The organism is Pseudomonas sp. CBS, from assembly GCF_024734645.1.
In the GTDB taxonomy this organism is placed as follows: domain Bacteria; phylum Pseudomonadota; class Gammaproteobacteria; order Pseudomonadales; family Pseudomonadaceae; genus Aquipseudomonas.
The window spans coordinates 362069-387993 of record NZ_CP102929.1 but is presented as its reverse complement, the minus strand read 5'-3'; the positions used below and the strand labels follow the sequence as shown (position 1 = coordinate 387993).

General features: G+C 59.5%; 22 protein-coding genes and 2 pseudogenes. 17 read left to right on the top strand and 7 right to left on the bottom strand.

The window, feature by feature from the left end; translation table 11 throughout:
* The first annotated feature begins 160 nt into the window (after positions 1 to 160).
* The 8 genes from NVB75_RS01875 to NVB75_RS01840 all read left to right on the top strand — a co-directional run bounded on the left by NVB75_RS01875 (position 161) and on the right by NVB75_RS01840 (position 9063).
* Positions 161 to 1063, top strand: a complete 903-nt coding sequence (locus NVB75_RS01875) for an AraC family transcriptional regulator (RefSeq protein WP_003218429.1) — start codon at positions 161 to 163, stop codon at positions 1061 to 1063.
* A gap of 133 nt (positions 1064 to 1196) precedes the next feature.
* Positions 1197 to 3425, top strand: a complete 2229-nt coding sequence (locus tag NVB75_RS01870; protein WP_258345651.1) for a TonB-dependent siderophore receptor — start codon at positions 1197 to 1199, stop codon at positions 3423 to 3425.
* A 5-nt stretch (positions 3426 to 3430) separates the two neighbouring features.
* On the top strand, positions 3431 to 4282 hold the full coding sequence (locus tag NVB75_RS01865; RefSeq protein WP_258345650.1) for a PepSY domain-containing protein: 852 nt from the start codon (positions 3431 to 3433) through the stop codon (positions 4280 to 4282).
* On the top strand, positions 4279 to 5394 hold the full coding sequence (locus NVB75_RS01860) for an ABC transporter substrate-binding protein (protein ID WP_258345649.1): 1116 nt from the start codon (positions 4279 to 4281) through the stop codon (positions 5392 to 5394). The genes NVB75_RS01865 and NVB75_RS01860 overlap by 4 nt, the downstream gene beginning before the upstream one ends.
* Positions 5391 to 6458 (top strand): FecCD family ABC transporter permease, encoded by a 1068-nt coding sequence (locus tag NVB75_RS01855; RefSeq protein WP_375378906.1) that lies wholly within the window; start codon positions 5391 to 5393, stop codon positions 6456 to 6458. Before NVB75_RS01860 ends, NVB75_RS01855 begins: the two co-directional genes overlap by 4 nt.
* A 26-nt stretch (positions 6459 to 6484) precedes the next feature.
* Positions 6485 to 7264 carry an ABC transporter ATP-binding protein gene (locus NVB75_RS01850; protein ID WP_003218440.1) on the top strand — a complete coding sequence of 260 codons (780 nt, stop codon included), beginning with the start codon at positions 6485 to 6487 and terminating at the stop codon, positions 7262 to 7264.
* A gap of 3 nt (positions 7265 to 7267) precedes the next feature.
* On the top strand, positions 7268 to 8476 hold the full coding sequence (locus NVB75_RS01845) for an MFS transporter (protein WP_178903725.1): 1209 nt from the start codon (positions 7268 to 7270) through the stop codon (positions 8474 to 8476).
* 131 nt (positions 8477 to 8607) lie between these two features.
* A complete protein-coding gene (locus tag NVB75_RS01840; RefSeq protein ID WP_258345647.1) occupies positions 8608 to 9063 on the top strand; it encodes a hypothetical protein in 456 nt (151 codons plus the stop codon).
* A 95-nt stretch (positions 9064 to 9158) separates the two neighbouring features.
* Here the strand turns inward: NVB75_RS01840 and pssA are convergent, their stop codons facing one another.
* A complete protein-coding gene (gene pssA, locus NVB75_RS01835) occupies positions 9159 to 10502 on the bottom strand; it encodes a CDP-diacylglycerol--serine O-phosphatidyltransferase (protein WP_102604991.1) in 1344 nt (447 codons plus the stop codon).
* Positions 10503 to 10627: 125 nt separating this feature from the next.
* On the opposite strand from pssA, the gene NVB75_RS01830 reads away from it, so the two are divergent.
* Both NVB75_RS01830 and NVB75_RS01825 read left to right on the top strand, forming a co-directional pair.
* Entirely contained in the window at positions 10628 to 11179 is a 552-nt protein-coding gene (locus tag NVB75_RS01830) for a TetR/AcrR family transcriptional regulator (RefSeq protein WP_258345646.1), read from the top strand.
* Between the two features lie 32 nt (positions 11180 to 11211).
* Complete coding sequence (locus NVB75_RS01825; protein ID WP_258345645.1) at positions 11212 to 11691, top strand: nuclear transport factor 2 family protein; 480 nt, start codon at positions 11212 to 11214, stop codon at positions 11689 to 11691.
* Positions 11692 to 11812: 121 nt separating this feature from the next.
* Here the strand turns inward: NVB75_RS01825 and NVB75_RS01820 are convergent, their stop codons facing one another.
* Entirely contained in the window at positions 11813 to 12973 is a 1161-nt protein-coding gene (locus tag NVB75_RS01820; protein ID WP_258345642.1) for a PQQ-dependent sugar dehydrogenase, read from the bottom strand.
* 30 nt (positions 12974 to 13003) lie between these two features.
* A complete protein-coding gene (locus NVB75_RS01815) occupies positions 13004 to 13324 on the bottom strand; it encodes a hypothetical protein (RefSeq protein WP_093209691.1) in 321 nt (106 codons plus the stop codon).
* 199 nt (positions 13325 to 13523) lie between these two features.
* Here NVB75_RS01815 and NVB75_RS01810 point away from each other — a divergent pair, with 199 nt between their 5' ends.
* Positions 13524 to 14360, top strand: a complete 837-nt coding sequence (locus tag NVB75_RS01810) for a Ku protein (protein ID WP_258345639.1) — start codon at positions 13524 to 13526, stop codon at positions 14358 to 14360.
* A gap of 11 nt (positions 14361 to 14371) precedes the next feature.
* A complete protein-coding gene (gene ligD, locus NVB75_RS01805; RefSeq protein ID WP_258345638.1) occupies positions 14372 to 16885 on the top strand; it encodes a DNA ligase D in 2514 nt (837 codons plus the stop codon).
* Between the two features lie 18 nt (positions 16886 to 16903).
* Here ligD and lpxO read toward each other — a convergent pair whose 3' ends face one another.
* The gene (gene lpxO / locus NVB75_RS01800; protein ID WP_076013577.1) at positions 16904 to 17803 is read right to left on the bottom strand and encodes a lipid A hydroxylase LpxO; all 900 of its coding nucleotides are present in this window, start codon (positions 17801 to 17803) and stop codon (positions 16904 to 16906) included.
* A gap of 262 nt (positions 17804 to 18065) precedes the next feature.
* Entirely contained in the window at positions 18066 to 19409 is a 1344-nt protein-coding gene (locus NVB75_RS01795; protein WP_258345630.1) for a Wzz/FepE/Etk N-terminal domain-containing protein, read from the bottom strand.
* 399 nt (positions 19410 to 19808) lie between these two features.
* Here NVB75_RS01795 and NVB75_RS01790 point away from each other — a divergent pair, with 399 nt between their 5' ends.
* Positions 19809 to 20195, top strand: coding sequence for a TIGR03067 domain-containing protein (locus NVB75_RS01790; protein WP_258345627.1), 387 nt, complete (start codon positions 19809 to 19811; stop codon positions 20193 to 20195).
* 138 nt (positions 20196 to 20333) lie between these two features.
* Here the strand turns inward: NVB75_RS01790 and NVB75_RS01785 are convergent, their stop codons facing one another.
* Positions 20334 to 21146, bottom strand: coding sequence for a bifunctional 2-polyprenyl-6-hydroxyphenol methylase/3-demethylubiquinol 3-O-methyltransferase UbiG (locus NVB75_RS01785; protein ID WP_258345625.1), 813 nt, complete (start codon positions 21144 to 21146; stop codon positions 20334 to 20336).
* A 302-nt stretch (positions 21147 to 21448) separates the two neighbouring features.
* On the opposite strand from NVB75_RS01785, the gene NVB75_RS01780 reads away from it, so the two are divergent.
* Entirely contained in the window at positions 21449 to 22687 is a 1239-nt protein-coding gene (locus NVB75_RS01780) for an MFS transporter (protein WP_258345624.1), read from the top strand.
* 490 nt (positions 22688 to 23177) lie between these two features.
* On the opposite strand, the pseudogene NVB75_RS01775 reads toward NVB75_RS01780, so the two are convergent.
* A pseudogene (locus NVB75_RS01775) lies at positions 23178 to 23270 on the bottom strand (VOC family protein); the annotation flags it as partial.
* Positions 23271 to 23581: 311 nt separating this feature from the next.
* Here NVB75_RS01775 and NVB75_RS01770 point away from each other — a divergent pair.
* The 3 genes and pseudogenes from NVB75_RS01770 to NVB75_RS33190 all read left to right on the top strand — a co-directional run bounded on the left by NVB75_RS01770 (position 23582) and on the right by NVB75_RS33190 (position 25835).
* On the top strand, positions 23582 to 24475 hold the full coding sequence (locus NVB75_RS01770; RefSeq protein WP_258345623.1) for a hypothetical protein: 894 nt from the start codon (positions 23582 to 23584) through the stop codon (positions 24473 to 24475).
* Between the two features lie 76 nt (positions 24476 to 24551).
* A pseudogene (locus NVB75_RS33195) lies at positions 24552 to 25283 on the top strand (PAS domain-containing protein); the annotation flags it as partial.
* A 45-nt stretch (positions 25284 to 25328) separates the two neighbouring features.
* Positions 25329 to 25835, top strand: a complete 507-nt coding sequence (locus NVB75_RS33190; RefSeq protein WP_370467935.1) for a methyl-accepting chemotaxis protein — start codon at positions 25329 to 25331, stop codon at positions 25833 to 25835.
* Positions 25836 to 25925: the final 90 nt, after the last annotated feature.

The following is a 25925-nucleotide window of genomic DNA, read 5'->3' as shown; positions in this document are numbered from 1 at the left end:
CGCGGCTTTTTCTTTTGATTGCGCTACAGCGTGAGTTTCTGCGGCCTGCAGCGATGAGGCGTGGTCCGGGCTTTCAGCTAAAGGATAATCATTCTTAATTACAGGTAAGAAATTTCCTGCTAGCGTATGCCCCTCTTTTCCGGTTCACAGGGAGTCCGCCATGCTCAGCCCACACGCTGCGCCGCTACCGACCCAAAGGGATTTCACCCTCAACTTTCCCAACACCTTGAACACGGGTGCAGCCACCGTCGTGCCGGAAATCACCCTGTCCGCCGGGACTGTGTTGATGGACAGCCAGATGTGGATGCAAGAGCCGCTGTGGCAAGGTTTGAAGATCATCCTGGTGCTCAGCGGCCAGCTCAATTGCCGGGTCGAAGGCCAGCAGGAAGTGGAGATTCGCGGGCCGACCCTGTGCGCCGTGGCCAACCAGGGTGAACATTGTGGCGATCACCTGTTCGCCAGTGGTGTGCCGGTGCGCTACACCACCGTGCAATTGGATTTCCCGTCGATCCGCAGCGTCGGCCTTGAGCCTGAGCGCCTGCTGGATAAACGCGGCGGCGGGCCGATGATGTTCTGCCAGCCCGCGAGCAAACCGTTGCTCGCCCTTGCCCAACAGATTTTCACCTGCCCGTTGCAGGGCCCTGCCCGCTCCTTCTATCTGGGCGGCAAGGCCCTGGAGCTGACAGCACTGGGGGTGGAGGGAATTCTCGCGCAAACCGAGTCGCGCCCGGTGCAGGACGCCCATTGCAACTCAGCGGACATCGAACGCATTCATGCCGCCCGCGACCTGTTGCTCGGTTCGTTGCAGGCTTCGCCGTCATTGGCCGAGCTGTCTCGCGCAGTCGGCCTCAACCCGCGCAAATTGACCGCGGGCTTTCGTCAGGTATTCGGCACCAGTGTCTATGTGTACTTGCAGGAACAGCGCCTGGCCGAAGCCTATCGCCTGCTCGCCAGCGGTGAGACCAATGTGTCCAGCGCCGCGTACCGCGTGGGTTACAGCCCGGCGCATTTCTCCACGGCGTTTCGCAAGCGTTTCGGGGTTTCGCCCAAGGCGTTGCGCTGACGGGTTGTGAAAGTTCCGCCCTGCCCCGCAAACGAAAGAAATGATCGCTCGACCCAAAGCAATAGCCCTGCGTCACAACGCCTGGATGAGATACGTTTGCATTCGCATTGAACACCTCATCATGGAGTGAAGCATGGGCACCCGCGTTCTGTACCGAGACACCCCAGGTTTGCCAATCGATACCGCAGTCCCGCACTTGAAAACCAGTCGCAAGCCCTTGGCAACCCTGATCCATGGCGTTGCCCTGGGCCTGTCGCTGACCCAGATGAACCTTGTGCAGGCCGCCGAGGCGGACACCGATCACGCCCTGGTGCTCGACAGCAGCGTGGTCACCGGGACCCAAGCCGACAGCCCCACCGGACAACAGGCCGGCTACGTGGCCAAGCGTAGCCTCAGCGGGACCAAGACCGACACCGCCCTCAATGAAATCCCCCAGTCGATCTCCGTAGTGACCCGCGACCAGATGGACGCGCAGCAAGTGCAATCGGTGAGCGAAGCGTTGCGCTACACCGCCGGCGTGCAGGCCAACACCACCGCCGCCAGCCAGCGCTTCGACAACCTCTCGATTCGCGGCTTCGACGTGACCAGCACCGGCATGTTGCGCGACGGCTTACGTGGCACCACCACCCAGGCCTGGCCAAAAGCCGAAGCCTATGGCCTGGAACGCATCGACGTGCTCAAGGGCCCGGCCTCGGTGTTGTTCGGCCAGAACGCACCGGGCGGTGTGGTCAACCAGATCAGCAAGCGGCCACTGGACCAGCCGTTCCATGAAGTGCAGCTCCAGGGCGGCAGTTTCGACCGCGCCCAGGGCCAGTTCGACTTCAGCGGGCCACTGGATGACCAGAGGCAATTCCTCTATCGGCTGGTGGGCCTGGAGCGCAGCAGCGGCACCCAGTTCGATCACATCAAGGACGACAAAACCTTCATCGCGCCGTCGTTTACCTGGCGGCCGAACGACGACACCAGCCTGACCGTACTGGCCGATTACTCGGAGGATGAATTCGGCGCGCCCCGAGTGTTCCTGCCGACGGTGGGCACGCTCAAGCCGAACCCGAATGGCAAGGTCAAACACAACGTCTTTCTCGACGAACCCGGCCTGGACAACGGCCGCACGCAATACTCGCTGGGCTACCTGTTGGAGCACCGGATCAACGATGTGTGGAGCCTGAATTCCAGCGCACGTTATGGCCACGTCAACCTGCTGACCAACACCGCCAGCGGCATGTCCCTGGCGCCGGACCTGCGCACCTTGAACCGGTCGGCCTACCGCTTCCGCATCGTCGGCGACGTGTACTCCCTGGACAACAATGCCCAGGCCCGCTGGAACCTTGGCGAGGTGCAGATGGTGTCGCTGCTGGGGGTCGATTACCGGCGCACCCGTGAAGACTATTACCTCAATGCCGGCCGCGCATCGTCGATCGACATCTACAACCCGGTGCACGGGGGTGTGTTCGCGCCGAACACACCGTTCGCCAGCACCTTGCAGCGCGCCGACCAGACCGGGCTCTACGCCCAGCAGCAGATGACCTTCAACGACCGTTGGGTACTGACCGTCGGCGGTCGCCAGGATCATTCGAGTGCGCGCACCGACAACCGCCTGACCGACACTGGGCAGAAGCAGGACGACAACAAGTTCACCTACCGTGCAGGCCTCGTTTACCTGGCCGACAACGGCCTGTCGCCGTACATCAGCTACGCCACCTCGTTCGACCCGGTGCTCGGCACTGATTTCTACGGCACCAGCTTCAAACCGAGCACCGCCAAGCAGTCGGAAGTCGGCATCAAGTACCAGCCGCCCGGGATCGACAGCTACATCACCCTGTCGCTGTTCGACCTGACCCAGCAGAACGTCAAGACCACCGACCCGAGCAACCCGCTGAACAGCGTGCAGACCGGTGAGGTCAACGTGCGCGGCGTGGAGCTGGAAGGCAAGGCCAGCCTCGCCAAGGGCCTGGACCTGCTGGCAACCCTGACCTACAACGACGCCGAAGTCAGCAAGAGCAACAACCCGCTGGAAAAAGGCAACCGCCCCACTGATACCCCGGAAAAAATGGCCTCGCTGTGGGCCGATTACACCCTGCCCTTTGGCCCGCTCACCGGGCTCGGATTTGGCGTCGGCGTACGCTATATCGGTTCCACCGAGGCCGATGCTGCCAACACTGTGAGCGTGCCCTCCTACACCTTGCTCGACGCGGCGGTGCACTACGATTTCGACAAGCTGATCCCGGCGGCCAAGGGCCTGCGCCTGGCGGTGAATGCCACCAACCTGACCGACAAGCACTATTACGAAGGCTGCTCCCTCTCCAGCTGCAGTGCCGGGTATGACCGCAGTGTCATCGCCAGCCTGCGCTATCGCTGGTAACTGCCATGCGTGGCTGGTGGCTTCGTGTGCATCGATGGCTGGCGCTGAGCGTCGGCCTGCTGCTGGCGCTGATTGGCTTGAGCGGTGCGCTGCTGGAACTCAAGGGGCCGATCCTGCGCTGGGAGGTCGGCAGCCAGGCCTTGGACCTGGCTCCGGCTGAACACGGCGCACTGCTGGATGACGCGCAGTGGATCAGCGCGGCACTGGGTGCCTACCCGCAATTCCAGAAAGTCTTTGGCGCCGCAAAACCGCGCCAGGGTTTCCTGGAATCGGACAACGCGATCGTCTTCGGTGCCCTGAAGGATCGGCCCGGCATCGGCATTGCGATGATCGATCCCTACAGTACCGAGCCACGGGCATTTTTTGTGTTCGATGACCTGTGGCTGGCGAAGCTGGTGGCGCTGCACCGGGCACTGCTGTTGCCGCCGCCCATTGGCGCCGTCGCCCTGTTTGCCTGTGGCCTGGTGCTGCTGGGCTCGGTGGGCAGCGGCCTGTACCTGTGGTGGCCGGGGCGGCGCAGCTGGTGGAAAGCCGCCAGCTTGCGCCCGGGCAGCCAGGGCCTGCGCCGCCTGCGGGAATGGCACAACGTCGCAGCTGCCTGGCTGTGCCTGCCGTTGGCGGTGATTGCCGGCAGCGGCGCCTGGCTGGCCCGGCCCGACTGGTTCTTCACTAACCCCGCCGCGATCAAACCGCTGTTCTCCGCCGCCCACGGCCACCTGTTGCTCGGGTTGCCCGGCGCGGCCCTGGCCTTTCTTTGCGGCCTGGCATTGCCGCTGCTCTATCTCACCGGGCTGTTGTTGTGGTGGCGCAAACGCGTCCGCCACGTGCGCCCAACTGTTCAAGGAAACCTTTCATGAAACACCTTCTGTTGTTGCAACGCGGCCTGCTGCTCGGTCTTGGCCTGTTGATGAGCGGCCTGGCCTGCGCCCACACCGTCACCGACCTGGCGGGGCGCAAGGTCGACGTACCGGACAAGGTGTCGCATATCCTGCTGGGTGAAGGCCGGATGATCTACTCGCTGTCGCTCCTTGAAGGCAAGAACCCGTTTACCCGCATCGCCGGCTGGCAAGGGGATTTTCGCGGCCTGGACGTGCAGGGTTACGCCGCGTTCCACAAGCACTTTCCCGAAGCCGACAACGTACCGTTGGTAGGCGGCACCTCCGCCGAGACCTTCAGTGTGGAAAAGGCCCTGGCAGTACACCCGGACCTGGCGATCATGGCCTTGAGCGGCGGCCATGGCCCGAGCCCCGACAGCGAGGCGGTCAAGCAGCTGGAAGCGGCCGGCGTGGCGGTGATTTTCGTCGACTTCAGCGACCATCCGCTGAGCAACACGGTGCCGAGCATGCGCCTGTTGGGCAAGGCTCTGGACCGTAATCAACAAGCCGAGGACTACATCGCGTTTTACCAGGCCTCGCTGGCCAAGGTCACCAATACCCTGGCCAAGGCCGGGACGGTAAAACGGCCGAAGATCTTCATCGACATGCTCGCCGGCCTGCAGGATTGCTGTGGTTCGCCGGGCACCGGCAACTTCGGGGAAATGATCAAGCTCGCGGGTGGCCGGAACATCGCCGACGGGCGCATTCCCGGCCCTATCGGCACATTGAACGTCGAATACATTCTGTCCAGCGACCCGGATGTGTACGTCGCCACCGGCGTGTTCGGCCACGGCCAGGGCGGTGTGACCCTCGGCTATTCGGCCACGCCGCAGCAGGCCAACGACAGCCTCAAGCAAGTGTCCCAGCGCGCGCCGCTGAATGAACTGCGGGCGGTACGTGAAGGCAACGTGCATGGCCTCTGGCATATTTTCTATGACTCGCCGGAACACTTGATCGCGGTGCAGGCCCTGGCCAAGTGGCTGCATCCTGAGTTGTTCGCCGACCTGGATCCGGAACAGACCCGAGCCGAACTGTACCGGCGCTTTATGCCGATTCCGGCCAGCGGCGTCTTCACCACGAGCCTTGTGCCGTGACGCAGGTGCAAGCCTGTGCGAGCGCCGATGGCGCAGGTGAGCGCTATCGCCACCGCCATGGACGACGGGTATTGCTGTTGTCGGCGCTGGCGTTGGCATTGGTGGTTTCCCTGGCGGTGGACATCACCACCGGGCCTTCCGGCATGAGCCTGACGCGCCTGTTGCAAGTGCTGTGGGACCCGGCTTCGATGCCGCGGGTGGAGGCGGTGATCGTATGGAATGTGCGCCTGCCCTACGCGCTGATGGCGGTACTGGTGGGCGCGGCACTGGCCCTGGCCGGCGCCGAAATGCAGACGGTGCTGGATAACCCGCTGGCCAGCCCGTTCACCCTCGGCGTTTCCGCCGCCGCCGCCTTCGGTGCAGCCCTGGCCATTGTGCTCGGGCTGGGCATTCCTGGCGTGCCGGCGCAGTACCTGATTTCGGCCAACGCCTTTCTGTTCGCACTGGCATCGGTGGCATTGCTGTATCTGTTGGCACGCTGGCGTGGGTTTGGCGTGGAGAGCCTGGTGCTGTTCGGGATTGCCCTGGTGTTTGCGTTCAATGCGCTGGTGGCACTGCTGCAGTTTGTGGCGAGCCAGGACAGCCTTCAGCAACTGGTGTTCTGGACCCTGGGCAGCCTGGCCCGGGCGTCCTGGGAAAAGCTCGCGATCCTCGCTGCGGCGTTGCTGCTGTGCCTGCCGTTTTCCCTGCGTCAGAGCTGGGCGTTGACTGCCCTGACCCTGGGCGAGGAACGCGCTCGCAGTTTCGGGATTGATGTCGGCCGCCTGCGGGTGCTGTCGTTGCTGCGCATCAGCCTGCTGTCGGCGCTGGCGGTTTCGTTTGTCGGCACTATCGGTTTTATCGGGCTGATTGCTCCGCATATCGCGCGGCTGTTGGTGGGTGAAGATCACCGCTTGTTCCTGCCAGCGAGCGTGCTCAGCGGTGGCTTGATCCTGTCGATGGCGTCGATTGCCAGCAAGGCATTAATGCCCGGCGTGTTGATTCCGGTGGGGATTGTCACCGCACTGGTGGGGATTCCGTTTTTCATGGCGATTGTGATGCGTAACCGCCGAGGTGCTCTGTGACCGGATTAAGCACACAAGCATTGAGCATGCACTACGGCAGTCGCAGCGTGCTGCAGGACATTCATCTGCCGGCGTTGCTGCCCGGCACCATCACCGCGCTGATCGGCCCCAACGCTGCCGGCAAGTCGACCTTGTTGCGTGGCATCGCCGGGCTGCACAAGGCGCACGGCCAGATCTGGCTGGAGGGTGTCGATCTCAATCGCCTGCCGCAAGTCGAGCGCGCGCAACAAGTGGTGTACCTGCCTCAGAGCCTGCCGGAGCGTACGCGCCTGTGCGCCTTCGAAGCGGTACTGAGTGCGGCCATGGCCGGCCATCGCGGCGCGGGTTTTGCGCCTGGGCGGCCGAGCCCGACGGTGCTCAAGGGCGTGGAAAAAATCCTCGCCGACCTCGACCTGACCGCCCTCGCCGACCGCCCGATCGATGCACTTTCCGGTGGCCAGCGCCAACTGGTGGGCCTGGCGCAAGCCCTGGTGCGCCAGCCTCGGGTGTTGCTGCTGGACGAACCCACCAGCGCCCTGGACCTGTATCACCAGTGCCAGGTGGTGGAAGCCATCACCCAGGCCACCCGCGAACGCAACCTGATCACCCTGGTGGTGGTGCACGACATCAACCTCGCCCTGGGCTTCAGTGATCAGGTGGTGGTGTTGCACAACGGTCAGTTGGCCGCTGCCGGGCCACCGCAAGTGGTGATCAATCAGGCGTTGCTGAAAAACGTCTATGGTGTGAGTGGCCGCCTGGAACAGGTGCATGGCCGCCCGCTGGTGATGGTGGATGCACGACTGCCCTTTTCTCCTGCCCTTGGATAACCGATGAACAGCTCCCAAGACGCTGCACTCGCGACTTTGCACACTGACCGCCCATTCAACCTGAGGCCGCTGCTGTTGGCCAACATGGCCTGCACCATGGCGATGATGGCATTTGTCTCGCTGATTGGCCCGATCGCTCGGGTGCTTGGCCTGGCCACCTGGCAGGCAGGTGCGGCGGTCACCGTGTCCGGGGTGATCTGGATGCTTCTGGCTCGTCCATGGGGCCAGGCCAGTGACCGACTGGGCCGGCGCCGTGTGCTGCTGCTGGGCACCGGTGGTTTCACCCTGGCCTACTGGGCGCTGTGCGTGTTTATCGATGCGTCCCTGCAACTGCTGCCATCGGCCATGTTGGCGTTTATCGGGCTGATTCTGGGTCGTGGCCTGATCGGCGTGTTCTACGCTGCGATACCGGTGGGCGGCTATGCGCTGGTGGCCGACAACATTGAGCCTGAGCACCGCGCCAAGGCCATGGCTTCCCTGGGCGCCGCCAACGCCTGCGGCCTGGTGCTGGGCCCGGCGATTGCTGCGCTGTTGGCGCGTCACAGCCTGAGCCTGCCGTTTTATGCGATGGCGGTGTTACCGCTGTTGGGATTCTTGTTGCTGCTGGCCAAATTGCCGCGCCAGGAGCTGCACCTCAAGCAGCCGCCCAAGCCGGTCAACCTCTCGGACCCACGCCTGCGTCGACCGTTGGTGGTGGCGTTTGTCGCGATGCTGTGTGTGTCGATCGCGCAGATAACCGTGGGTTTTTTCGCGTTGGATCGCTTGAAGATGAACCCGGCCGATGCGGCACAAACCGCCGGTATCGCCCTGACCATGGTCGGGCTGGCGTTGATCTGTTCGCAACTGGTAGTGCGCAAACTGGAGTGGCCGCCGCTGCGGATGATTCGCATCGGTGCGGTGGTGTCAGCCCTGGGATTTGCCGGCAGCATGTTCGCTGATACGGCCTGGATCCTGTGGCTGTGCTTTTTTGTGTCCGCGGCCGGCATGGGCTGGATCTTCCCGTCTTTCGCGGCGCTGGCGGCGAATGCCGTGGATGCGTCGGAACAAGGCGCTACGGCAGGTTCGGTGGGTGCGGCCCAAGGCCTGGGCGTGGTGGTCGGGCCGTTGGCCGGGACCTTGATCTACGCGATCGAACCCCGCCTGCCCTACCTGGTGGCGGCGGCGCTGCTGCTATTGATCGCGTGCTGGCCGGCGGCACGGCAACCGGTCTGACACTCACAGGGTGCAGTAAAACCCAAGGGAACCTACCTGTGATTTCTGACAGTAGACAGGCTGAATGTATTGGAATCTCATCGAATACCGGGCTTGGATGAATAAGCCCCCTCAGCCTTGAGGCAAAAATCATGAGCAATGAACTGTACGATCTGACTACGTTTGAAAATAGAAACTGGAACGACTGGACCGAGACCGTCCCGGGCACCACGAAGTTTGTGCAGCAATCGCCCAATGATCCGCTGGACTTTTATCTTTCATCCGACTTCGCAACGGGCAGTGCTATTCGCATACAAAAGCGTTTCCGCTTTACTGCGGGGCAGGAATATTTACTCAACTTCCAATTCAGATCAAAAACACCCGCTCGCCTCATCGTCAGGCTGGCGGAAATTGAGCAATCTTCCAGTATTTTCCAACCGAGTAATAACTGGATTGGCGTCACAATTCCCCTTCCCACAGCGACAGAATCCGGCAACCAATTGAATCTCAGAATCACTTTGCGATTTGAACTTCAAACGGACCAGGCCGACAAATTTGACCTTGATAATTTACTGGTCAGGCATGTCGACGACCGCGCCCAACAATAGATGCGGTCAAATGCAGGCGGTGAGAGCCAGCCTGCAGTACCCAAACCAGCTTGGCCAGCGGCAACCCGCAGAAAATCGGAACGCATGCAACGATGCTATAAAATCCGATACAACAACCGCTCGATCCGCACCCGGCTGACCCGGCGCAAAAACTTGCCGACGGCCGCCGGGTACTCCACCAGGGTTTCCAGCTGCTGATAGCGCTCAATACGCGAGGTGTGCTGGAAAATCTCGGCAAGCTCGGTGCGCCGTGGCCCTACCCACTCCCCCTTCGGATCATCGATCAGCAAGGCGTTTTCCAGGTCGAGGCGAAACGCTCGCGGGTTGATGTTGTTGCCGGTCAGCAAGGTGTAGCGCTGGTCGACCCACATGCCCTTGAGGTGATAGGTATTGTCGCCGTCGCGCCACAGGTGCAGGTTCAACTGGCCGCTGTCGATCATGCGTTGGTGGCGCTTGGCGAAGCGACGCAGGCTGATTTCGTAGAGATACGGTAGCGCGGCGATGACCTTGAACGGCTCGCTCGGCGGGATGTAGAAGTCGTTGGCGGTCTTGTCACCGACGATGATGTCGATCTTCACCCCGCGCGCCAGGGCGCGGTTGATTTCCCGGGTCACCGGCAGCGGCAGGTTGAAGTACGGCGTGCAGATGGTCAACTGATGCTGGGCGCTGGCAATCAGCTCGCAGATCACCCGGCTCAGGGGGTTGTTCTTGCACACGCCCAACAACGGACTGACCGTCAGGTTGCCGTTGGGCAACTGCCCCGCCGAGGTGTCATACACCGCGTGTTTGAGGCGGCTGCGCAGGTCGCCGATGTCGTTGCGCAGGCTGCGAGTGGTCGGTGGGTTGGGCAGGTCCAGGCGATGCACCGCCTTGGCGGCCACCAGGCCGTGCTCCACCAGGTGCTGCATCGAGTCGGCCAGCGCCTTGTTGTGGATCAGGTGATAACGGTCATAGCGGTACTTGTCGAACTTGTGCAGGTACACGTTATTCAGGCTGGCGCCGCTATACAGCACGCTGTCATCGATCACGAAGCCCTTGAGGTGCAGCACGCCGAACAGTTCGCGGGTTTGCACCGGCACGCCGTACACCGGCACTTCGGTGCTGTGGGACTGGGTCATGGCCTGGTACCAGGCGCTGTTGCCCGGTTGCTTGCCGGCACCGATCAAACCGCGCTGGGCCCGCAGCGAGTCGACCACCACCACAATATCCAGCCCGGGCCGGGCGGCCTTGGCAGCGTGCAACGCGTCGTAGATCTCTTGCCCCGCCTCATCCTGCTGCAGGTACAACGCCACGATGTAGATGCGCTGGGTGGCCTGGGAAATTTTCTCCAGCAGGCAACGGCGGTACTCGGCGGCGCCGGACAGCACCTCGATAGCGTCGGGCGTGAGGGGAAAACCGCGCAGCTTGGGCAACAGGGAGCGTTTGAATAACGACGGCATAGGGCTCGCAATGGGTCGAATCCGAAGGACTCCAGAGCTTACACCATGGGCTGGCTCAGGTCTTCCCGCCCAGGGTTAAAAATAATTAATTGACCAAGGAGAATGATCGTTCTACTGTAGTTTGCATGAACGATATCACTCGCGACATTATCCTCGACGTTACCGAAAAGTTGATCTACCGAAATGGCATCGCTGCCACCGGCATGGATCTTCTGGTGAAAACCGCCGGCGTCTCCAGAAAGAGCGTCTACCGCTACTTCGCCAACAAGGACGAACTGGTGATTGCTGCCCTGCAACGCCGCGACGAGCGCTGGATGCAGTGGCTGCGCAACGAAGTTGAACACCACTCCACCACGGGCGAGCGCCTGCTGGGTGTGTTCAGCGCGTTGAAAACCTGGTTCGGCTCCGAGGACTTTCGCGGCTGCGCCTTCATCAACACCAGCGGCGAGACCGGCGACCCGCAAGACCCGGTCCGCCTGCTGGCCAAGGCCCATAAACAGAAACTGTTCGAGTACGCCCTTGAACTGTGTCAAGCACATGGCACCCCCGACCCGGAACGCCAGGCCGCGCACCTGCTGATCCTGATTGATGGCGCCATTACCGTTGCCCTGGTGATGGGCGACACCACCGCTGCCGATAATGCGCAAGCCATGGCGCGCACTTTATTGCAACTTTGACCTGACTTTTAAACCTGTGAAGGAGCCGCCCCATGTCATCCACTGCTGAAATACGCCCGCCGTTGCCGCCGTTTACCCGTGAATCGGCGATTGAGAAAGTTCGCCTGGCCGAAGACGGCTGGAATTCCCGGGACCCGCAACGGGTATCCCTGGCCTATACCCTGGATACTCAATGGCGCAACCGCGCCGAGTTCGCCCACAACCGCGAAGAAGCCAAAGCCTTCCTGACCCGCAAATGGGCCAAGGAACTGGATTATCGGTTGATCAAGGAGTTGTGGGCGTTTACCGGCAACCGCATTGCGGTGCGCTATGCCTATGAATGGCATGACGACTCCGGCAACTGGTTCCGCTCCTACGGCAACGAGAACTGGGAGTTTGATGAGAACGGCTTGATGGCGAACCGGTTTGCCTGCATCAACGACATGCCGATCAAGGAAAGCGAGCGCCAGTTCCACTGGCCGCTGGGGCGGCGTCCGGATGAGCATCCGGGGTTGTCAGAGCTCGGGCTATAAACAACAACCTGTAGGAGCGAGCTTGCTCGCGATGGACGTTAACGATAACGCGGGGAGCCTGGCCCCCCGCGTCGTCCTCAGGTTTTTCGCGAGCAAGCTCGCTCCTACAGTTGAACGGTTGTCAGTCCTGGTTCAAACCCACTCGATACAACACACCCTTATCTTCATCCGTCAGCACATACAGGTAGCCATCCGGCCCCTGCCGCACATCGCGGATCCGCGCTTTCAACCCGCCGAGCAAGCGCTCTTCGTGGATGACCTTGTCACCGTCGAACTGCAAGCGAATCAACTCCTGACTCACCAATGCACCAATAAACACGTTGTGCTGCCAGGCCTTGAACCGGTCGGCGTCGTAGAACGCCATGCCACTCACGCCGGGGGATTTCTCCCAGACATGGTGCGGCGGCACTGTGCCTTCGGCGGTCTTGCCCTTGGCCTCGGGAATCGGCGTCAGGGAATAGTTGATGCCGTGGGTCGCCAGTGGCCAGCCGTAGTTTTTCCCTCGTTCAATGATATTGATCTCATCCCCGCCACGCGGGCCGTGCTCGTTTTCCCAGAGGGTGCCGCTCCACGGGTTCAGTGCCGCACCCTGTGGGTTACGCTGGCCGTAGGACCAGATTTCCGGCCTCACGCCTTCCTGGCCGACGAAGGGGTTGTCTTCGGGTATACGACCGTCCGGGAAGATCCGTACGACTTTGCCTTGCAGCTTGTCGAGGTCCTGGGCGGTGGGGCGGTCGTTGTTTTCCCCCAGGGTCACGAACAGATAACCATCGCGGTCAAACACCAGCCGCGAGCCGAAGTGGTTGCCCGTGGACAGCTTGGGCTCCTGGCGCAGGATCACCTTGAAGTCCTGCAGGCCACTCAGGTCATCGCTCAAACGCCCGCGCCCGACAGCTGTGCCGGCCGTGCCGTTCTTGCCACCGCCTTCGGCGTAGGACAGGTACACCAGGCGATCCTCCTTGAAGTCCGGTGACAGGACCACGTCCAGCAAACCGCCCTGCCCTTTGGCAAACACTTCAGGCACGCCCGTCAGAGGCGCGGACAGCTTGCCGTCCGGGCTGACAAACCGCAGGTTGCCGGGACGTTCGGTGACCAGGAAGCCTTGTTTGTCCGGCAGGAAGGCCACGGCCCAGGGATGATCCAGGCCCTTGGCAATCGGGGTGACGGTGATACTCCCCTGCTCGCTGGGGAACTGTTGGGTGTCGGCCGCCGAAACGGGCAGCGTCAGAGGCAGCAAGGCAGCGGCGCAGAAGGTCGCCAGGAGGGTTTTGCGTAGAAACATACGGTGGGTTTCCTTGTCGTTTTTACACACTCAATCGCCGCGATTGCCATTGGCGTCGCGGGTGGGAGCTTTGGGCTGGATGGCCGGCGGGGTCTGTGGGCCGTCACGGCGCTGGACGCTGTTGCCGATACCGCCGTTTTGCAGGGTCGGTGGCCGCTGCGCCGGTGGGATGTAGGTGCCCCGCGCAGCAGGCGCGTTGGGCTGGGTGCCCTGCATGCTGTTGGGGTTGGCCTGATGAATCGGGCCGTTGTAGGGGTTGTTGCTGCTGCCAGGCAGGTTTTGTGCCTGTGCCAGCGAACTCAAGGCCAGGCCCATCGCCAATACCGCAAGGTGACGCAAACGGGTGTTCATGACAAAGGCCTCTCTGGGCGCAAGTAACACGTGCTTTCGATAACACGCTACGCCTTGGGTTCGGCTTTGGTAACTAAATAGTTTCTCATCAGGTGTAACACGATCTGTCTGAAACCCCGGTGCCAGCCGGCTGGCCAGGGAAACTTTTGCCGAAACCGCCGTGTCACCTGAAGACCCCTACATCTTCAGGAAAACCGACATGCCAAGGGCTATCTGGAAAGGCGCAATCAGTTTTGGCTTGGTACACATCCCTGTATCGCTGGTCTCGGCCACGTCCTCCCAGGGCGTCGACTTCGACTGGCTGGACAAACGCAGCATGGACCCGGTGGGTTACAAGCGCATCAACAAGACCACGGGCAAGGAAGTCACCAAGGAGAATATCGTCAAGGGTGTGGCCTACGAGAAAGGTCGCTACGTGATCCTCAGCGAAGACGAAATCCGCTCGGCCCACCCCAAGTCCACCCAGACCATCGAAATCATCGCATTTGTGGCCAGCGACCAGATCCCGTTGCAAAACATCGACACGCCCTACTTTCTGGCGCCCGACAAGCGCGGCGGCAAGGTTTACGCGCTGCTGCGGGAAACCCTGAAGAAAACCCGCAAGGTCGCCCTGGCCAACGTGGTGCTGCACACCAAGCAGCACCTGGCGGCGCTGATGCCTTTGGAGTCGGCACTGGTGTTGGTAATGCTGCGCTGGCCCGCTGAAGTGCGCGGCCTGGACGAACTGGAACTGGGCAGTGACGTGACCAAACCGGCCCTGGCCAAGGGCGAACTCGACATGGCCAAGCGGTTGGTGGAAGACATGAGCGCCGACTGGAAGCCCGAAGAATATCGCGACAGTTTCCAGGAAAAGATCATGGCGTTGGTGGCGAAAAAGGCCAAAGCCGGCAAGATCGAAGACGTGGAATCCAGCGAGGGTGAGGATGAGCGCAAATCAGCCGATGTGATCGACCTGACGGAACTGCTCAAGCGCAGTCTGGCAGGCAAGAGCCCGGCGAAGAAACCTGCCGCGAAAAAAACCCGCAAGGCTTCATGAGGTAGATCGCCATGGCCAAGCCCCTGAGTGAATACAACGCCAAGCGCGACTTCGATATAACCGCCGAACCTGCAGGCAATGCGCCTCGGGGCAGGAGCCAGGCCCAGGCCTTGACCTTCGTGATTCAAAAGCACGATGCGCGCAACCTGCATTACGACTTTCGCCTGGAACTCGATGGCGTGCTCAAAAGCTGGGCGGTGCCCAAGGGCCCCAGCCTGGACCCGAGCCAGAAACGGCTCGCAGTGCATGTGGAAGATCACCCGTTGGGCTACGGGAGTTTCGAGGGCAGCATTCCCGCCGGCCAGTACGGCGCGGGTGACGTGATTGTCTGGGATCGCGGCGTGTGGCAGCCCCACGACGACCCGGGCAAAGCCTACGCGGCCGGCAAGCTGAAATTCACCCTGATCGGCGAAAAGCTCGCCGGCGACTGGACGCTGGTGCGCACGCGGCTTAAGGGCAGCGGCGACAAGGAGCAGTGGCTGTTGATCAAGGAAAACGATCAACAGGCGCGCCCGTTGGCTGATTACGACGTGGTCCAGGCCGAGCCGAAAAGCGTGCTGAGCGATGCAACGGTGGGGCGCCCAAAAAAACCAGCTGCTGCGAAGAAAACCACGCGCAAATCCTCAACTGCCCTGCCCGATCAGTTCACCCCACAATTGGCGACACTGGTGGACCGTGCACCGGACGGCGACTGGGTGTACGAGATCAAATTCGACGGCTACCGCATCCTCACGCGTATTCGTGACGGTGAAGTACGGCTGTTCACCCGCAACGGTCATGACTGGACCGACCGGCTGCCGCGCCAGGTCAAGGCCCTGGAGGCCCTTAAACTCAAGGACAGTTGGCTCGACGGCGAGGTGGTCAGCTTGAACGCTGATGGGTTGCCGGACTTTCAGGCGTTGCAGAACGCCTTTGATATCGGTCGCAGCCTGGACATTGTCTATTACCTGTTTGATGCGCCGTTTCTTGATGGTCGTGACCAACGGGAAACGGCTGTTGAAGCACGCCGCGCCGCGCTGAAGAAAGTACTGCCTCGCAGCAAGAGCAAGCTGCTGCGCTTTTCCGAGTCGTTTGCCGCCAACCAGCGGGATATCTTCGAAAGCGCCTGTGACCTGGCGCTGGAAGGTGTGATCGGTAAACGTGCGGGCAGCCTGTACGTCTCCAAACGCAGCCCGGACTGGATCAAGCTCAAGTGCCGGCTGCGCCAGGAGTTCGTGATCGTCGGTTTCACTCGCCCGCAAGGTTCGCGCAGCGGCTTTGGTGCCCTGCTGCTGGCGGTTAATGACGACACCGGCCTGGTGTATGCCGGGCGTGTGGGTACGGGCTTTGATCAGGCCGCCTTAAAGAAGATCAGTGAGCAATTGAAAGCCTTGGAGCGCGATGCGTCGCCGCTGGCCAAACCGCTGACCAGCGCCCAGGCTCGTGGCGTGCATTGGGTCGAACCTCAATTAGTGGGCGAAGTGCAATTCGCCGAATGGACCCGCGAAGGCGTGGTGCGCCAGGCGGCCTTTGTCGGGCTGCGTACCGACAAGCCGGTGGAGCAGATTGTTCATGAACAGCCGCGAGCAGCCAAGTCGCTGAAGGAAAAGCCGCTGAAGGAAAAACCGCGCAAAAAAACAACGGAGGCCGGTGCTGTGGCCGGGGTCAAGATCACCCATCCCGACCGAGTCATCGACACCCAAAGTGGTACACAGAAACTGCAACTGGCGCAGTTCTACGAGGGCATCAGCGAATGGATCCTGCCCTTCTTGCGTGACCGTCCTGTGTCTTTGCTCAGGGCACCGGAAGGCATTGCAGGCGAACAGTTTTTCCAGAAGCACTCCGAACACCTGGCGATCCCGAATATCCAGCAACTGGACCAGGCCCTGGACCCGGGCCATGCGCGGCTGATGGAAATCGACAGCCCGGCCGCACTGATCGGCGCGGTGCAAATGGGCACCGTCGAGTTGCACACTTGGGGCGCCACCGCAGACAAGATCGAAACCCCGGACCTGTTTGTGCTCGACCTTGACCCGGACCCTGCTCTGCCGTGGAAAAGCATGCTCGAAGCGGCGCAACTGACCCTGTCGGTGCTGGATGAGTTGGGGCTGGAAGCGTTCGTCAAGACCAGCGGTGGCAAAGGCCTGCACTTGGTGGTGCCGCTGGCGCGCCGGGACGACTGGGAAACGGTAAAAGCCTTCGCGAAGGCGATTGCCCAGTTTATGACGCAGCAGTTGCCGGAGCGTTTTACCGCGACCTCAGGCCCGAAAAATCGCATCGGCAAAATCTTTATCGATTACCTGCGTAACGCCCGCGGCGCCAGTACGGTGGCGGCGTACTCGGTGCGCGCACGCCCTGGCCTGCCGGTCTCGGTACCCGTGAGTCGTGATGAGTTGAAGGGTTTGCACGGTGCCCAGCAATGGACCGTCGCCAACTTGCACGAGCGTTTGCAGGGTTTGAAGAAGGACCCGTGGGCGGGCTATGCCAATCGGCAGAAGATCAGCAAGAAGATGTGGGACAAGCTGGGCGCGCATCCGCCAGGCTGATGCGCGCTCCAGCCAGGTTCAGATCAGGATGAAGATCAACGCCAAACCGGCGAAGATCGCCCACTTCTCCAGGTAGTAACGGGTGCGATTGCGCTTTTTCAGCTCTTTGCCACGCAGGCGAATCTTGTACAGGCGGGTAAAGGCACGGTTCAAGCCACCGGTCTTGTCTCCGGCATCGTTGGGCGAGCCGGCCGCAGCCATTACGTTGCGGCTGAACCAACGGTTGAACGCCGCCGCCCAGCGGTACTTCATCGGGCGTTCGATATCGCAGAACAGAATGATCCGGTTCTGCTCCGTGGTGTTTTCGGCGTAGTGGATGAATGTCTCGTCAAACATCACCGGTTCGCCGTCGCGCCAATAGTAATTTTCACCGTCTACGTTGATGTAGCAGCCCGGGGAGTTGGGCGTGTCCAGGCCCAGGTGGTAACGGTAGGAACCGGCGTACGGGTCACGGTGACGTACCAGCTTGGAGCCCGGTGGCAATTCGGCAAACATCGCCGCCTTGATCGAGCCAATGCTTTGCACCAGCTCAGTGGTTCGCGGGCACAGCTTCATCGCGGACGGATGGCTGTCGCCATACCACTTCAAATAGAAACGCTTCCAGCCCGACTTGAAGAACGAGTTGAAACCCACGTCGTTGTATTGGTCGGAACGCTTGATCTCGCCTGCCCGCAGCAGGTTCTGGCCTTCCAGGCGAATTTCTTCCCAGTGTTCCTGAAGCGGACTCAGGTCGGGAAAGTCGCTGGGAGACAGGTACGGTCGGCTGGGCAGTTTGGAGAAGAGGTACAGAAAGCAGTTCACCGGAGCCAGGAAGGTCGAGTGATCACTGAGCTGGCGGCCCAGCTTGTGCCGCACACGGCCACGCAGATGAACGTAGGCAATGGAGGCAACGTAGAGAGCAACAATGATGAGTTTCAAGGTATTCGTCACAAGTCAGAAGAGAACAGGCTGCTCCTGCGTGCCCACGACGGCCGAGGATTGAAGATGCAGCACCTGAAATCACAATTCACAAATAGGCAGCACGACAGGCCGGGCGACAATCCGGTCATGGCCATTGGCAGCTATTTTAGCCACACTTTGTAACCAAAGGTTAATCAAGAATTGTGAAAAGGTGTCCACTTAGTGTGCTGCGAGGGGCGGGAGCGGGCTTGCCAGGCGGCAAGCCCGAGGGCTGTCGGGGTTAAACCTGCGGTTCGTCATCCTTGCGTGGACGCTGGGAAAGCCTATGGTCATCCAACGGCGAATAAGGCACAGACTCGCGTCGCGACAAGACAAAATGGCGGCCCAGTGCAATCAGTACACCCAGCACCAATCCTCCAACCAGACTCAGCGCGATCACCAAGCCTTTTTTCGGCTTGATCGGGCTCAGCGGCTCTTGGGCACGCCGGTCAATGGTGACCAGTTTCAGGTTACTCATGTCAATATTGAGGCCCTTCAACCGCGCGACTTCAGCTCGCAATGGTTCAACATCCTGCAAGAAGATGTCTTCATTCCCACGCTTTTTCAGCACTTCCACTTCACGGTTGACCTGCAACATCTGCAACTCTTTGCCAATTTCTGCAATGCGGCTGTTGGTAAAGTCGTCGTTGGTTCGCGCCTGCAAGGCCGTGCGCTCTGCCTCAAGGGCTTCGGTACCCATGAAGTACAGCGGGATTTTCTGGTTATTGACCTCGGTGCGCATGACTTGATTCGAGCCGCTGCGCGATGCATCCGCCATAGAGGAAGGCGTCGTCGGCGTCTTGATGCCCATCGACTTGGCGATGGAAATGGCCTCTGCCAGCTCCGCCAACCGATCCGTTCGCTCCATCTTCATTTGTAGACGCAGGGCACCCAACTCGTCTTCCAATTGGGCTCGCTTGAGCCTGTCGGCCTCAAGCAGCTTGGCAATCTTCGATTCCTTATCGGTATCGTAGTTGGAGCGTGCCGCGTCAATCTTGCCCTTGAGCTCGTTCAGGCGGTTATTGACGATCACCTTCAGGTCTGCACCGACCTGGGCACGCTCCATATCAATGGCGTAGTCCACAAAGCCGTTGAGAATTGCCACCCCGTCGATGTCTCTGGGGTACTGCAACTCAAGCCGGATATAGCTGCTCAGGGAATCGGCTTTTTTCGGGTCAGGCAGGATCAGGTTGATGGAGTTTCGGTTGAACTCCTCAAAACTCTGCTCAAGGCTTTGACCGGATTTCTTGAACGCCTTGAACAGCTCTTCATGGGACTTGAAGAACCCCAGGCGAGCTTCGTAGGAATCGAGTTGCGCCCCCACCTTGTTCAAGGCATCCGCCGGGGGCAGCTTATAGACTTCGGAACGGTTCAGTGCATCGAGCTCATTGATGGCGGCAGGACGCAGCACGCTACTGACCTGATACTCTCGCGGCGCCAGAAATGCGTAGCCGACCCCCAGGACGCCCGCCAGAATCGTACACCCCAGCACTAACTTTTTTTGCCGCCAGATACCGTGACACAGTTCAATCAGATCAATTTCGTCCGACGCCGCATGAGCTTGGAACCGAGGAGTTTTATTCAAAACTGGAGCACCTTAAAAAGTCGACGTCAACGGCCGCACATATTCGTGAAAGACTGAATAACCACTTGAAAAACAGGGACAACGCCCTGTGCACAAGACACACACGATCTACCGATGGTCATCGGACCACTGAGAATCCAGAAAAGTCCCACACAATTGGAGGTTGTTTTCGTTCAGATACCTGAATGTCATTGCCGATGCGCTGAGCGTAGACGAACTTGTAAAGAACCGTGTCCGAAACAGCGCATAAAATAGCGCTAAACACCCGGCATTATTAGGAAAATTCGCACGCAGTCATGTGAAACAAGACATTTCTCACAAAATCGATTCAGGTAATCCGTCAGGCTTTGGAAATCTGCCCCATTGACTGTTCATTTTTCAACCAAAAAAGGAATTTGTATGACATCTGTTTCAGAGGACGATTTTCAGGCGCTTCAAGGCGCCTGGGAACAAACGGCGCTCGAAGACAGCGGCGTGTCCAACCCTGCCGATGAGCACAGTGCTCCCGGTGCGATCACCACGATTGCGGGAGATCAATTCCGGGTAGTGACCGTCGACGGTGAGGTGTTACTGGCAGGCAGCTTTACCCTCGATGCCAGCACGGCACCCAAAAGCATTACCTGGGTCGATTCGATGGGTGAAGATGCTGGCAAGCAATTGCTCGCGAGTTACCAGCTGGAAGGTGATCACTTCATGTTTATCGCAGCAGATGAAGGCATGCCCCGCCCTACCCGTTTCAGTACTGGCCCGGGGCAAACCATGCGGACCTTTGTGCGCAGAAGCTGAAGAGGCTGTACATCCGTTCTTGCGACATGGTTTTCACATGGCCTTCACTTATCGGCCTATAGGGTGAAGGCTACCTACTCCAGTGAACACCTTGGCCCGCCGTCCTCGCGGGCTTTTTTTTGCCTGTCCGGCAGCCAGTCAGGCCGGGCATTTGATGGCGGTGAGGGTGTAGCACATGGGCAATTGCGCAGGCTGGTTTTCATACTGGTCGTAGAGCTCCTCGCGATTGGAGTGCGCAAACTCCTGCAGATGAGTAATCTGCAACCCGGCTGCGATGGCCCCGCTGACGATTTCTCCCAGGGTGTGTACAAACCAATAGGAGGCGGCCGCGACGCCTTCAGTCTCACCTTCGTAGACGATGGCCTCCTGCTGCACGAAAGGCTCGCGCTGAAAGTAGGAGCTGACCGGCAACATCGGGTTGGGCGCCGTCGGGTCGAATACTTCCAGGAACGGGTGGGTTTCGTAAATCACCAGGCTGCCGCCGGGCTTCAGGGTACTGGCGACATGGCCCATGAACAACGCGATGTCCGGCATCCAGTTCAGCACGCCGATGGTGATCAAGGCGAGATCAAAGCGTTCGGCCAATCCACGGGGCAAATGGTGAATGTCGGCCTCGATGAATTCCGCCTTGTACGGGGACGCGTCGGCCAACTCACGAGCTTGCTGCACAAAGGCCTCGGACTGATCGATCCCCACCACCGTGCGCGCGCCCAACCCGAACAGCGACAGGCTCTCGCGGCCATTGTTGCAGCCCAGTTGCACCACGTCCTTGCCCTCGACACCGACCTTGCGCAGTAATGCGGTCAACGTTGGGTCCAGGCGTGAAAAGCCGGGCTTGGCGACATCCTCAAGCAGGGTGTTCCAGTTGGCGGTGTTTTTATGCAACCTGGCGGATTCGTTCCAGGCGTCCTTGTTGCTGGAAATAGCCTCTTGGGCTGACAGCATGTCCATTGCGGCTCCAAAACCTTCTAGTCATTGCGACAAAAGACGTCCGCCCTACACCAAAAGCCTCGCCATCCTTGAACCGGTAAAGAGCCTTTACTGTAGGGCGAACGGACGGAAAATAAGCCAGGCTTATTGGATGTTCAACTGTTAACAATAAGATTCCCTGAAAAAACCTGCGCCAGCGCCATTTTTTGATGCAAAGGGCGCCACTTTGTACATGTTTTTGCTTTGACGACCCGTGCGCCAGAAACTATCCCCTCATGGCATAGGTCACTATGGCTACCCACCTCTCGCCTGAAGACCGTGCCATGGCCACTCGCTCTGACCTGCGCAACACACTGTCCCTGGACAGCCTGAACTTCTTCCTGGCGGATGTCCGTGACGGACTGGGGCCTTACCTGGCGATTTATCTGCTGGCCGTGCACCACTGGGACCCTGCCAGCATCGGGGTGGTCATGACCCTCGCCGGCATTGCGGCGTTGCTCACCCAGACGCCGGCCGGCGCGTTGATTGACCGAACCCGCAGCAAGCGCGCGGTGATTGTGATCGCCGCCCTGTTGGTGACCGCCAGTTGCCTGCTCCTGCCCTTCGTCAGCTCCTTCAGCCTGGTGGCGCTGACCCAGGCGGCCAGTGCAGCGGCGGCCTCGGTGTTCGCGCCGGCCATCTCGGCGATTTCCCTTGGCATTACCGGGCCGCGCGCCTTCACCCGCCGCACCGGCCGCAATGAAACCTTTAATCACGCCGGTAACGCGGTGGCTGCCCTGCTCGCCGGCGGGTTCGCCTACCTGTTCGGCCCGGTGGCGGTGTTCTATTTGATGGCAGTCATGGCAGCGGCCAGTGTCATCGCGGTCAGTTGCGTTTCAGCCAAGGCAATCGACCACGAGGTAGCACGGGGTTTCGACCCTGCCCACAGCACCGAACACGAACAGCCGTCGGGGATGGCCGTGCTTCTGGCAAACAAACCCCTGATGCTGTTCGCCATCTGCTGCGCACTGTTTCACCTGGCCAATGCGGCGATGTTGCCGCTGGTCAGCCAAAAGCTGTCCCAGATCAACCTGCAGATGGCCACACCGCTGACCTCGGCCTGCATCGTCGCGGCCCAGTTGGTGATGGTGCCGGTGGCCTGGCTGGTGGGCGTGAAGGCCGATGTGTGGGGGCGCAAGCCACTGCTGCTCGCCGGCTTCATGATTCTGCCGCTGCGGGGCGTGCTGTATACGCTGTCCAGTGATCCCTATTGGCTGGTCGCGGTGCAGATGCTTGACGGGGTCGGTGCCGGGGTATTTGGCGCGCTGTTTCCGGTAATAGTCAAAGACCTCACCCAGGGCACCGGCCGCTTCAATGTCAGCCTGGGGGCGCTGTCCACGGCATTCGGCCTCGGCGCGGCCCTGAGCAGCAGCCTGGCGGGTTTTGTCGTGCAGTGGGCGGGTTACAACGCCGCGTTCCTGACCCTGGCGGGTGTGGCTGCGGTTGCATTGGGGTTGTTGTGGGTGGCGATGCCGGAGACTCAGGCGAATCCATCCTTGCACCGCCATACAACTCCCGCCTGACATATGCGACAATGCGCGCCAAATTCCAACATGCACCCATTTTTCTGCTCAGCGACTGGGCCTCACGCCTTGATGTCGCTGCCGACGTATGCCCGTTGGCCTGGGCCACAAAATGGGCCCGGCTCAAATTAGCGCACTCCAAGCTATTGATAGGTAAAGTAATTGATCTCCACAGCTAACATCACCATGCAGTATAAAATGCATTGCGGTGATTGCTGATGATCAGTGTTTGCTGGGCCAAATCGTCATGAGTAATCACCCGTAACGCACCGAAATGCGCCCGTTGGTTCCAGAAGTGGTCCCAACGGGGAAATTTCAGCTCATGCCGGAATTGCATAACCCCATCCCTGGCGTCCTGCCGACCGAAGACAAACCACCAATAGCCCACGACTCGTGAGACAAATCGTATGGCTGCTTTCGGCCATTAACGGACGTTGAACTACGTCCGCTTAACCCCAAATCTGACTATCGGCTTGACTCAGATTCAAATTCAGATTGAGCAAATCGGCTTCTCACCCAACCGCTCTACCAACCTGATGAGATAACCGTCGGGATCCTGGGCGATGAATTCACGCTGGCCCACTCCAAGATGGGTTAGATCCTGCAACTATAGTTCGGTGCCACGAGGGGATCGTGGCGAGCATCATGATGCAAGGGCGGGCGGGAATTATAGTGACGCGTTGATGGCTGCTATTGGTCGAAGGGATTTATGCACGCCGCGCATCTTTAGGCAGCTGGGCATCGATCAGACACACTCGGATAAGCGGTGATCGAAGCGCGTCAGGTCATAAAACATTTTTGGGGTGAACCTGCCAGCGGTTCGAATACGCATATACTCTGCGTATTGCGACTGGTAGCTGTTTGATATTACCGATTAAGGGTTGTGTAACTTCGATGAACAAGACTGATCTGCTTGAGTATTTGAAAGAGACCAGTTCCGAAATGACCAGGGGCAATATAGATGAAGCTGTTCTACTGCATTTCGATTTGGTCATGGAAAGCTATCGAGAAAAGCCTTCATTTTATAAAAATTTGTGGAAATATGACCGGTTCATGGTGGCCCTGTCTTTATTGAGCTTCAGCTACAAAGACGAGAAAGCTCCTTTATCCAAAGTAAAGGCATTTTGCCAAGAACGTGGCTATATGTCTCGAAACAGCCTGGACTCTTATTGCTCATTCTTGTCCATCGCCGGATATCTGGATGTTCGGCTACATGGCCAGGATGGACGTCAACGCAGTTTCCGACCTACGGAAAAAGCGCTAAGCAGTACCGTGCAACTAATCAAATCGTATTTGATGCCTTCGCAAATGCTCTCTCCATACGACAGCTGGTTATCGGGTTTGGGGCAGAATGCTGATCTATCGCGCGTATATTTTCGAGGGTTTGCCAAGATACTTGAAGGTGACTTCCTGCTCGACAAGCTGTTGCCTGAAGCGAAATGGATTCTCAACCGGGACGGCGGTCATCTGCCGATGCTCGCACTCTATGCTGATGCCCTGCGCACCGGCTCGTTAGAGACCGGCTACAACGTATCCTCTTACGTTGAGCTTTCATCGCGTCTGGGCGTGTCCAAAACGCATATGCAGCGCATGATCAAAGAAGGCCAATTACTGGGCTATTTCAAATGCGACAAACGTTTAGTGGAGTTAAGTCCGGCCTTTCTCGAATTGATACGGCGGGCCATGTCAATCTACTTTGCAATTGCACGTGTCAGCATGGAGTTGGGAGTTGATGAGAGCGAAGTAGAAAACGAGCCTGGTGGTATTTGCAGTGTTTGTGGGCGTTAGCGCGATGAGTTCGCTTGTTATTCGATCGTCCTTTTGGGGAGCGATTTAATCACTGTCCTTTTTGTTGTAATTGTTTATGCCGGAGTTCAGCGTGTTTAATCGCCAGTTGAAGAATGCTCTTTTTACCTGCCAAGAGGAATTGTGCCTGGCGCTCGGGACAGTCGCCGACATCGAAGCGGTTTTTCTTTCAGTACGTGTCAATGGAGATGGCCAGATTATCTCGGCCAACCAGCGGTTTGCGCAAACGCTGGGATACTCGCTGGAACAGCTTTCAAATATGGCAATGAGTAACATCAACGCGGAACTGCAGAATGATTTTGCACCCAACCTGTGCGCCATCGAACGGCAACGCTATCGTGCCTCCGACGGCCGTGCTGTGACACTTAATATAGCCTGGATCGCTGCAGCGAACCGGACGTTTCAAGGCTACGGCATGGTTGCACCACCGCTGGAGCGGGACGAACAGGAGGCCATCGAAATGTTCAGCGCACTGAACCGCTCGATGGCGATCATCCAGTTCAGTCTCGCGGGTGAGGTCGTTTACGCCAACGAATCGTTCGTCCAGGCCATGGGTTACAGTCTTGCGGAGATACAGGGCAAGCATCACCGCCTGTTCTGCCTGGCGGAGGACGTGGCGTCGGCGCATTACACCGAGTTCTGGAAGCGTCTGAACAAGGGCGTGTTTAACGCTGGTCGCTTTCGCCGGGTAGATAAAAGCGGAAAAGTGGTTTGGCTGGAGGCTACTTACAATCCCATCAGAGATGCTTCCGGCCGGGTTTATAAAATTGCCAAATTCGCCAGCGTAGTGACCGAGCAAGTTGAAAAAGCCGACGGAATCAAACAAGCAGCGACCATGGCTTACGACGTGTCGCTAGATGCCGATGTGAAAGCTAACCGAGGTATGGAACTGGTCGCCGACTCCGTGCTCGGCACACAGAATATTGCCCAACAGATGGCCTTGGTGACCGATAGCATGACCGCGCTGGAATCGCAGTCGCAGTTGATCGGTTCCATCGTCGACACGATCGGCGCCATTGCCACCCAGACAAATCTCTTGGCGCTTAACGCCGCTATCGAAGCTGCACGCGCTGGAGTGCATGGGCGGGGATTCGCTGTCGTGGCGGATGAAGTGCGCAAGCTCGCCGGCCGTACCAGTGTGGCCACGCAGGAGATTAACGGCGTGGTCAGGCAAAATCGAGAATTGGCCGGCGAAGCCGCGTTGCATGTCCAGTGCAGCAGAGACCAAGCCGACGTTTTATTGGAGTTGTCCGAACAGGCAGGTATGGCGATGGCGGCTATACAGTCAGGCGCAAAGCAAGTAGTGAAAGCCATTGGTAGAGTCACCAGCGATCTGCATTGAACGCTCTATCTGCGTTCGGTAACGCCTCCTCCTATGGTGAAAGCAATATGGAAGTTTTTGCGTGCAGTTTTTCTGATTGATAACAGGCGT

Coding starts and splice junctions, on each gene's coding strand:
- NVB75_RS01875 (WP_003218429.1), top strand. CDS start 161: ATGCTCAGCCCACACGCTGCGCCGCTACCGACCCAAAGGGATTTCACC.
- NVB75_RS01850 (WP_003218440.1), top strand. CDS start 6,485: ATGCACTACGGCAGTCGCAGCGTGCTGCAGGACATTCATCTGCCGGCG.
- ligD (WP_258345638.1), top strand. CDS start 14,372: ATGGCCAAGCCCCTGAGTGAATACAACGCCAAGCGCGACTTCGATATA.
- NVB75_RS01845 (WP_178903725.1), top strand. CDS start 7,268: ATGAACAGCTCCCAAGACGCTGCACTCGCGACTTTGCACACTGACCGC.
- NVB75_RS01815 (WP_093209691.1), bottom strand. CDS start 13,324: ATGAACACCCGTTTGCGTCACCTTGCGGTATTGGCGATGGGCCTGGCC.
- NVB75_RS01785 (WP_258345625.1), bottom strand. CDS start 21,146: ATGGACATGCTGTCAGCCCAAGAGGCTATTTCCAGCAACAAGGACGCC.
- NVB75_RS01770 (WP_258345623.1), top strand. CDS start 23,582: ATGAACAAGACTGATCTGCTTGAGTATTTGAAAGAGACCAGTTCCGAA.
- pssA (WP_102604991.1), bottom strand. CDS start 10,502: ATGCCGTCGTTATTCAAACGCTCCCTGTTGCCCAAGCTGCGCGGTTTT.
- NVB75_RS01810 (WP_258345639.1), top strand. CDS start 13,524: ATGCCAAGGGCTATCTGGAAAGGCGCAATCAGTTTTGGCTTGGTACAC.
- NVB75_RS01870 (WP_258345651.1), top strand. CDS start 1,197: ATGGGCACCCGCGTTCTGTACCGAGACACCCCAGGTTTGCCAATCGAT.
- NVB75_RS33190 (WP_370467935.1), top strand. CDS start 25,329: ATGGCTTACGACGTGTCGCTAGATGCCGATGTGAAAGCTAACCGAGGT.
- NVB75_RS01840 (WP_258345647.1), top strand. CDS start 8,608: ATGAGCAATGAACTGTACGATCTGACTACGTTTGAAAATAGAAACTGG.
- NVB75_RS01865 (WP_258345650.1), top strand. CDS start 3,431: ATGCGTGGCTGGTGGCTTCGTGTGCATCGATGGCTGGCGCTGAGCGTC.
- NVB75_RS01780 (WP_258345624.1), top strand. CDS start 21,449: ATGGCCACTCGCTCTGACCTGCGCAACACACTGTCCCTGGACAGCCTG.
- NVB75_RS01820 (WP_258345642.1), bottom strand. CDS start 12,973: ATGTTTCTACGCAAAACCCTCCTGGCGACCTTCTGCGCCGCTGCCTTG.
- NVB75_RS01825 (WP_258345645.1), top strand. CDS start 11,212: ATGTCATCCACTGCTGAAATACGCCCGCCGTTGCCGCCGTTTACCCGT.
- NVB75_RS01860 (WP_258345649.1), top strand. CDS start 4,279: ATGAAACACCTTCTGTTGTTGCAACGCGGCCTGCTGCTCGGTCTTGGC.
- NVB75_RS01790 (WP_258345627.1), top strand. CDS start 19,809: ATGACATCTGTTTCAGAGGACGATTTTCAGGCGCTTCAAGGCGCCTGG.
- NVB75_RS01830 (WP_258345646.1), top strand. CDS start 10,628: ATGAACGATATCACTCGCGACATTATCCTCGACGTTACCGAAAAGTTG.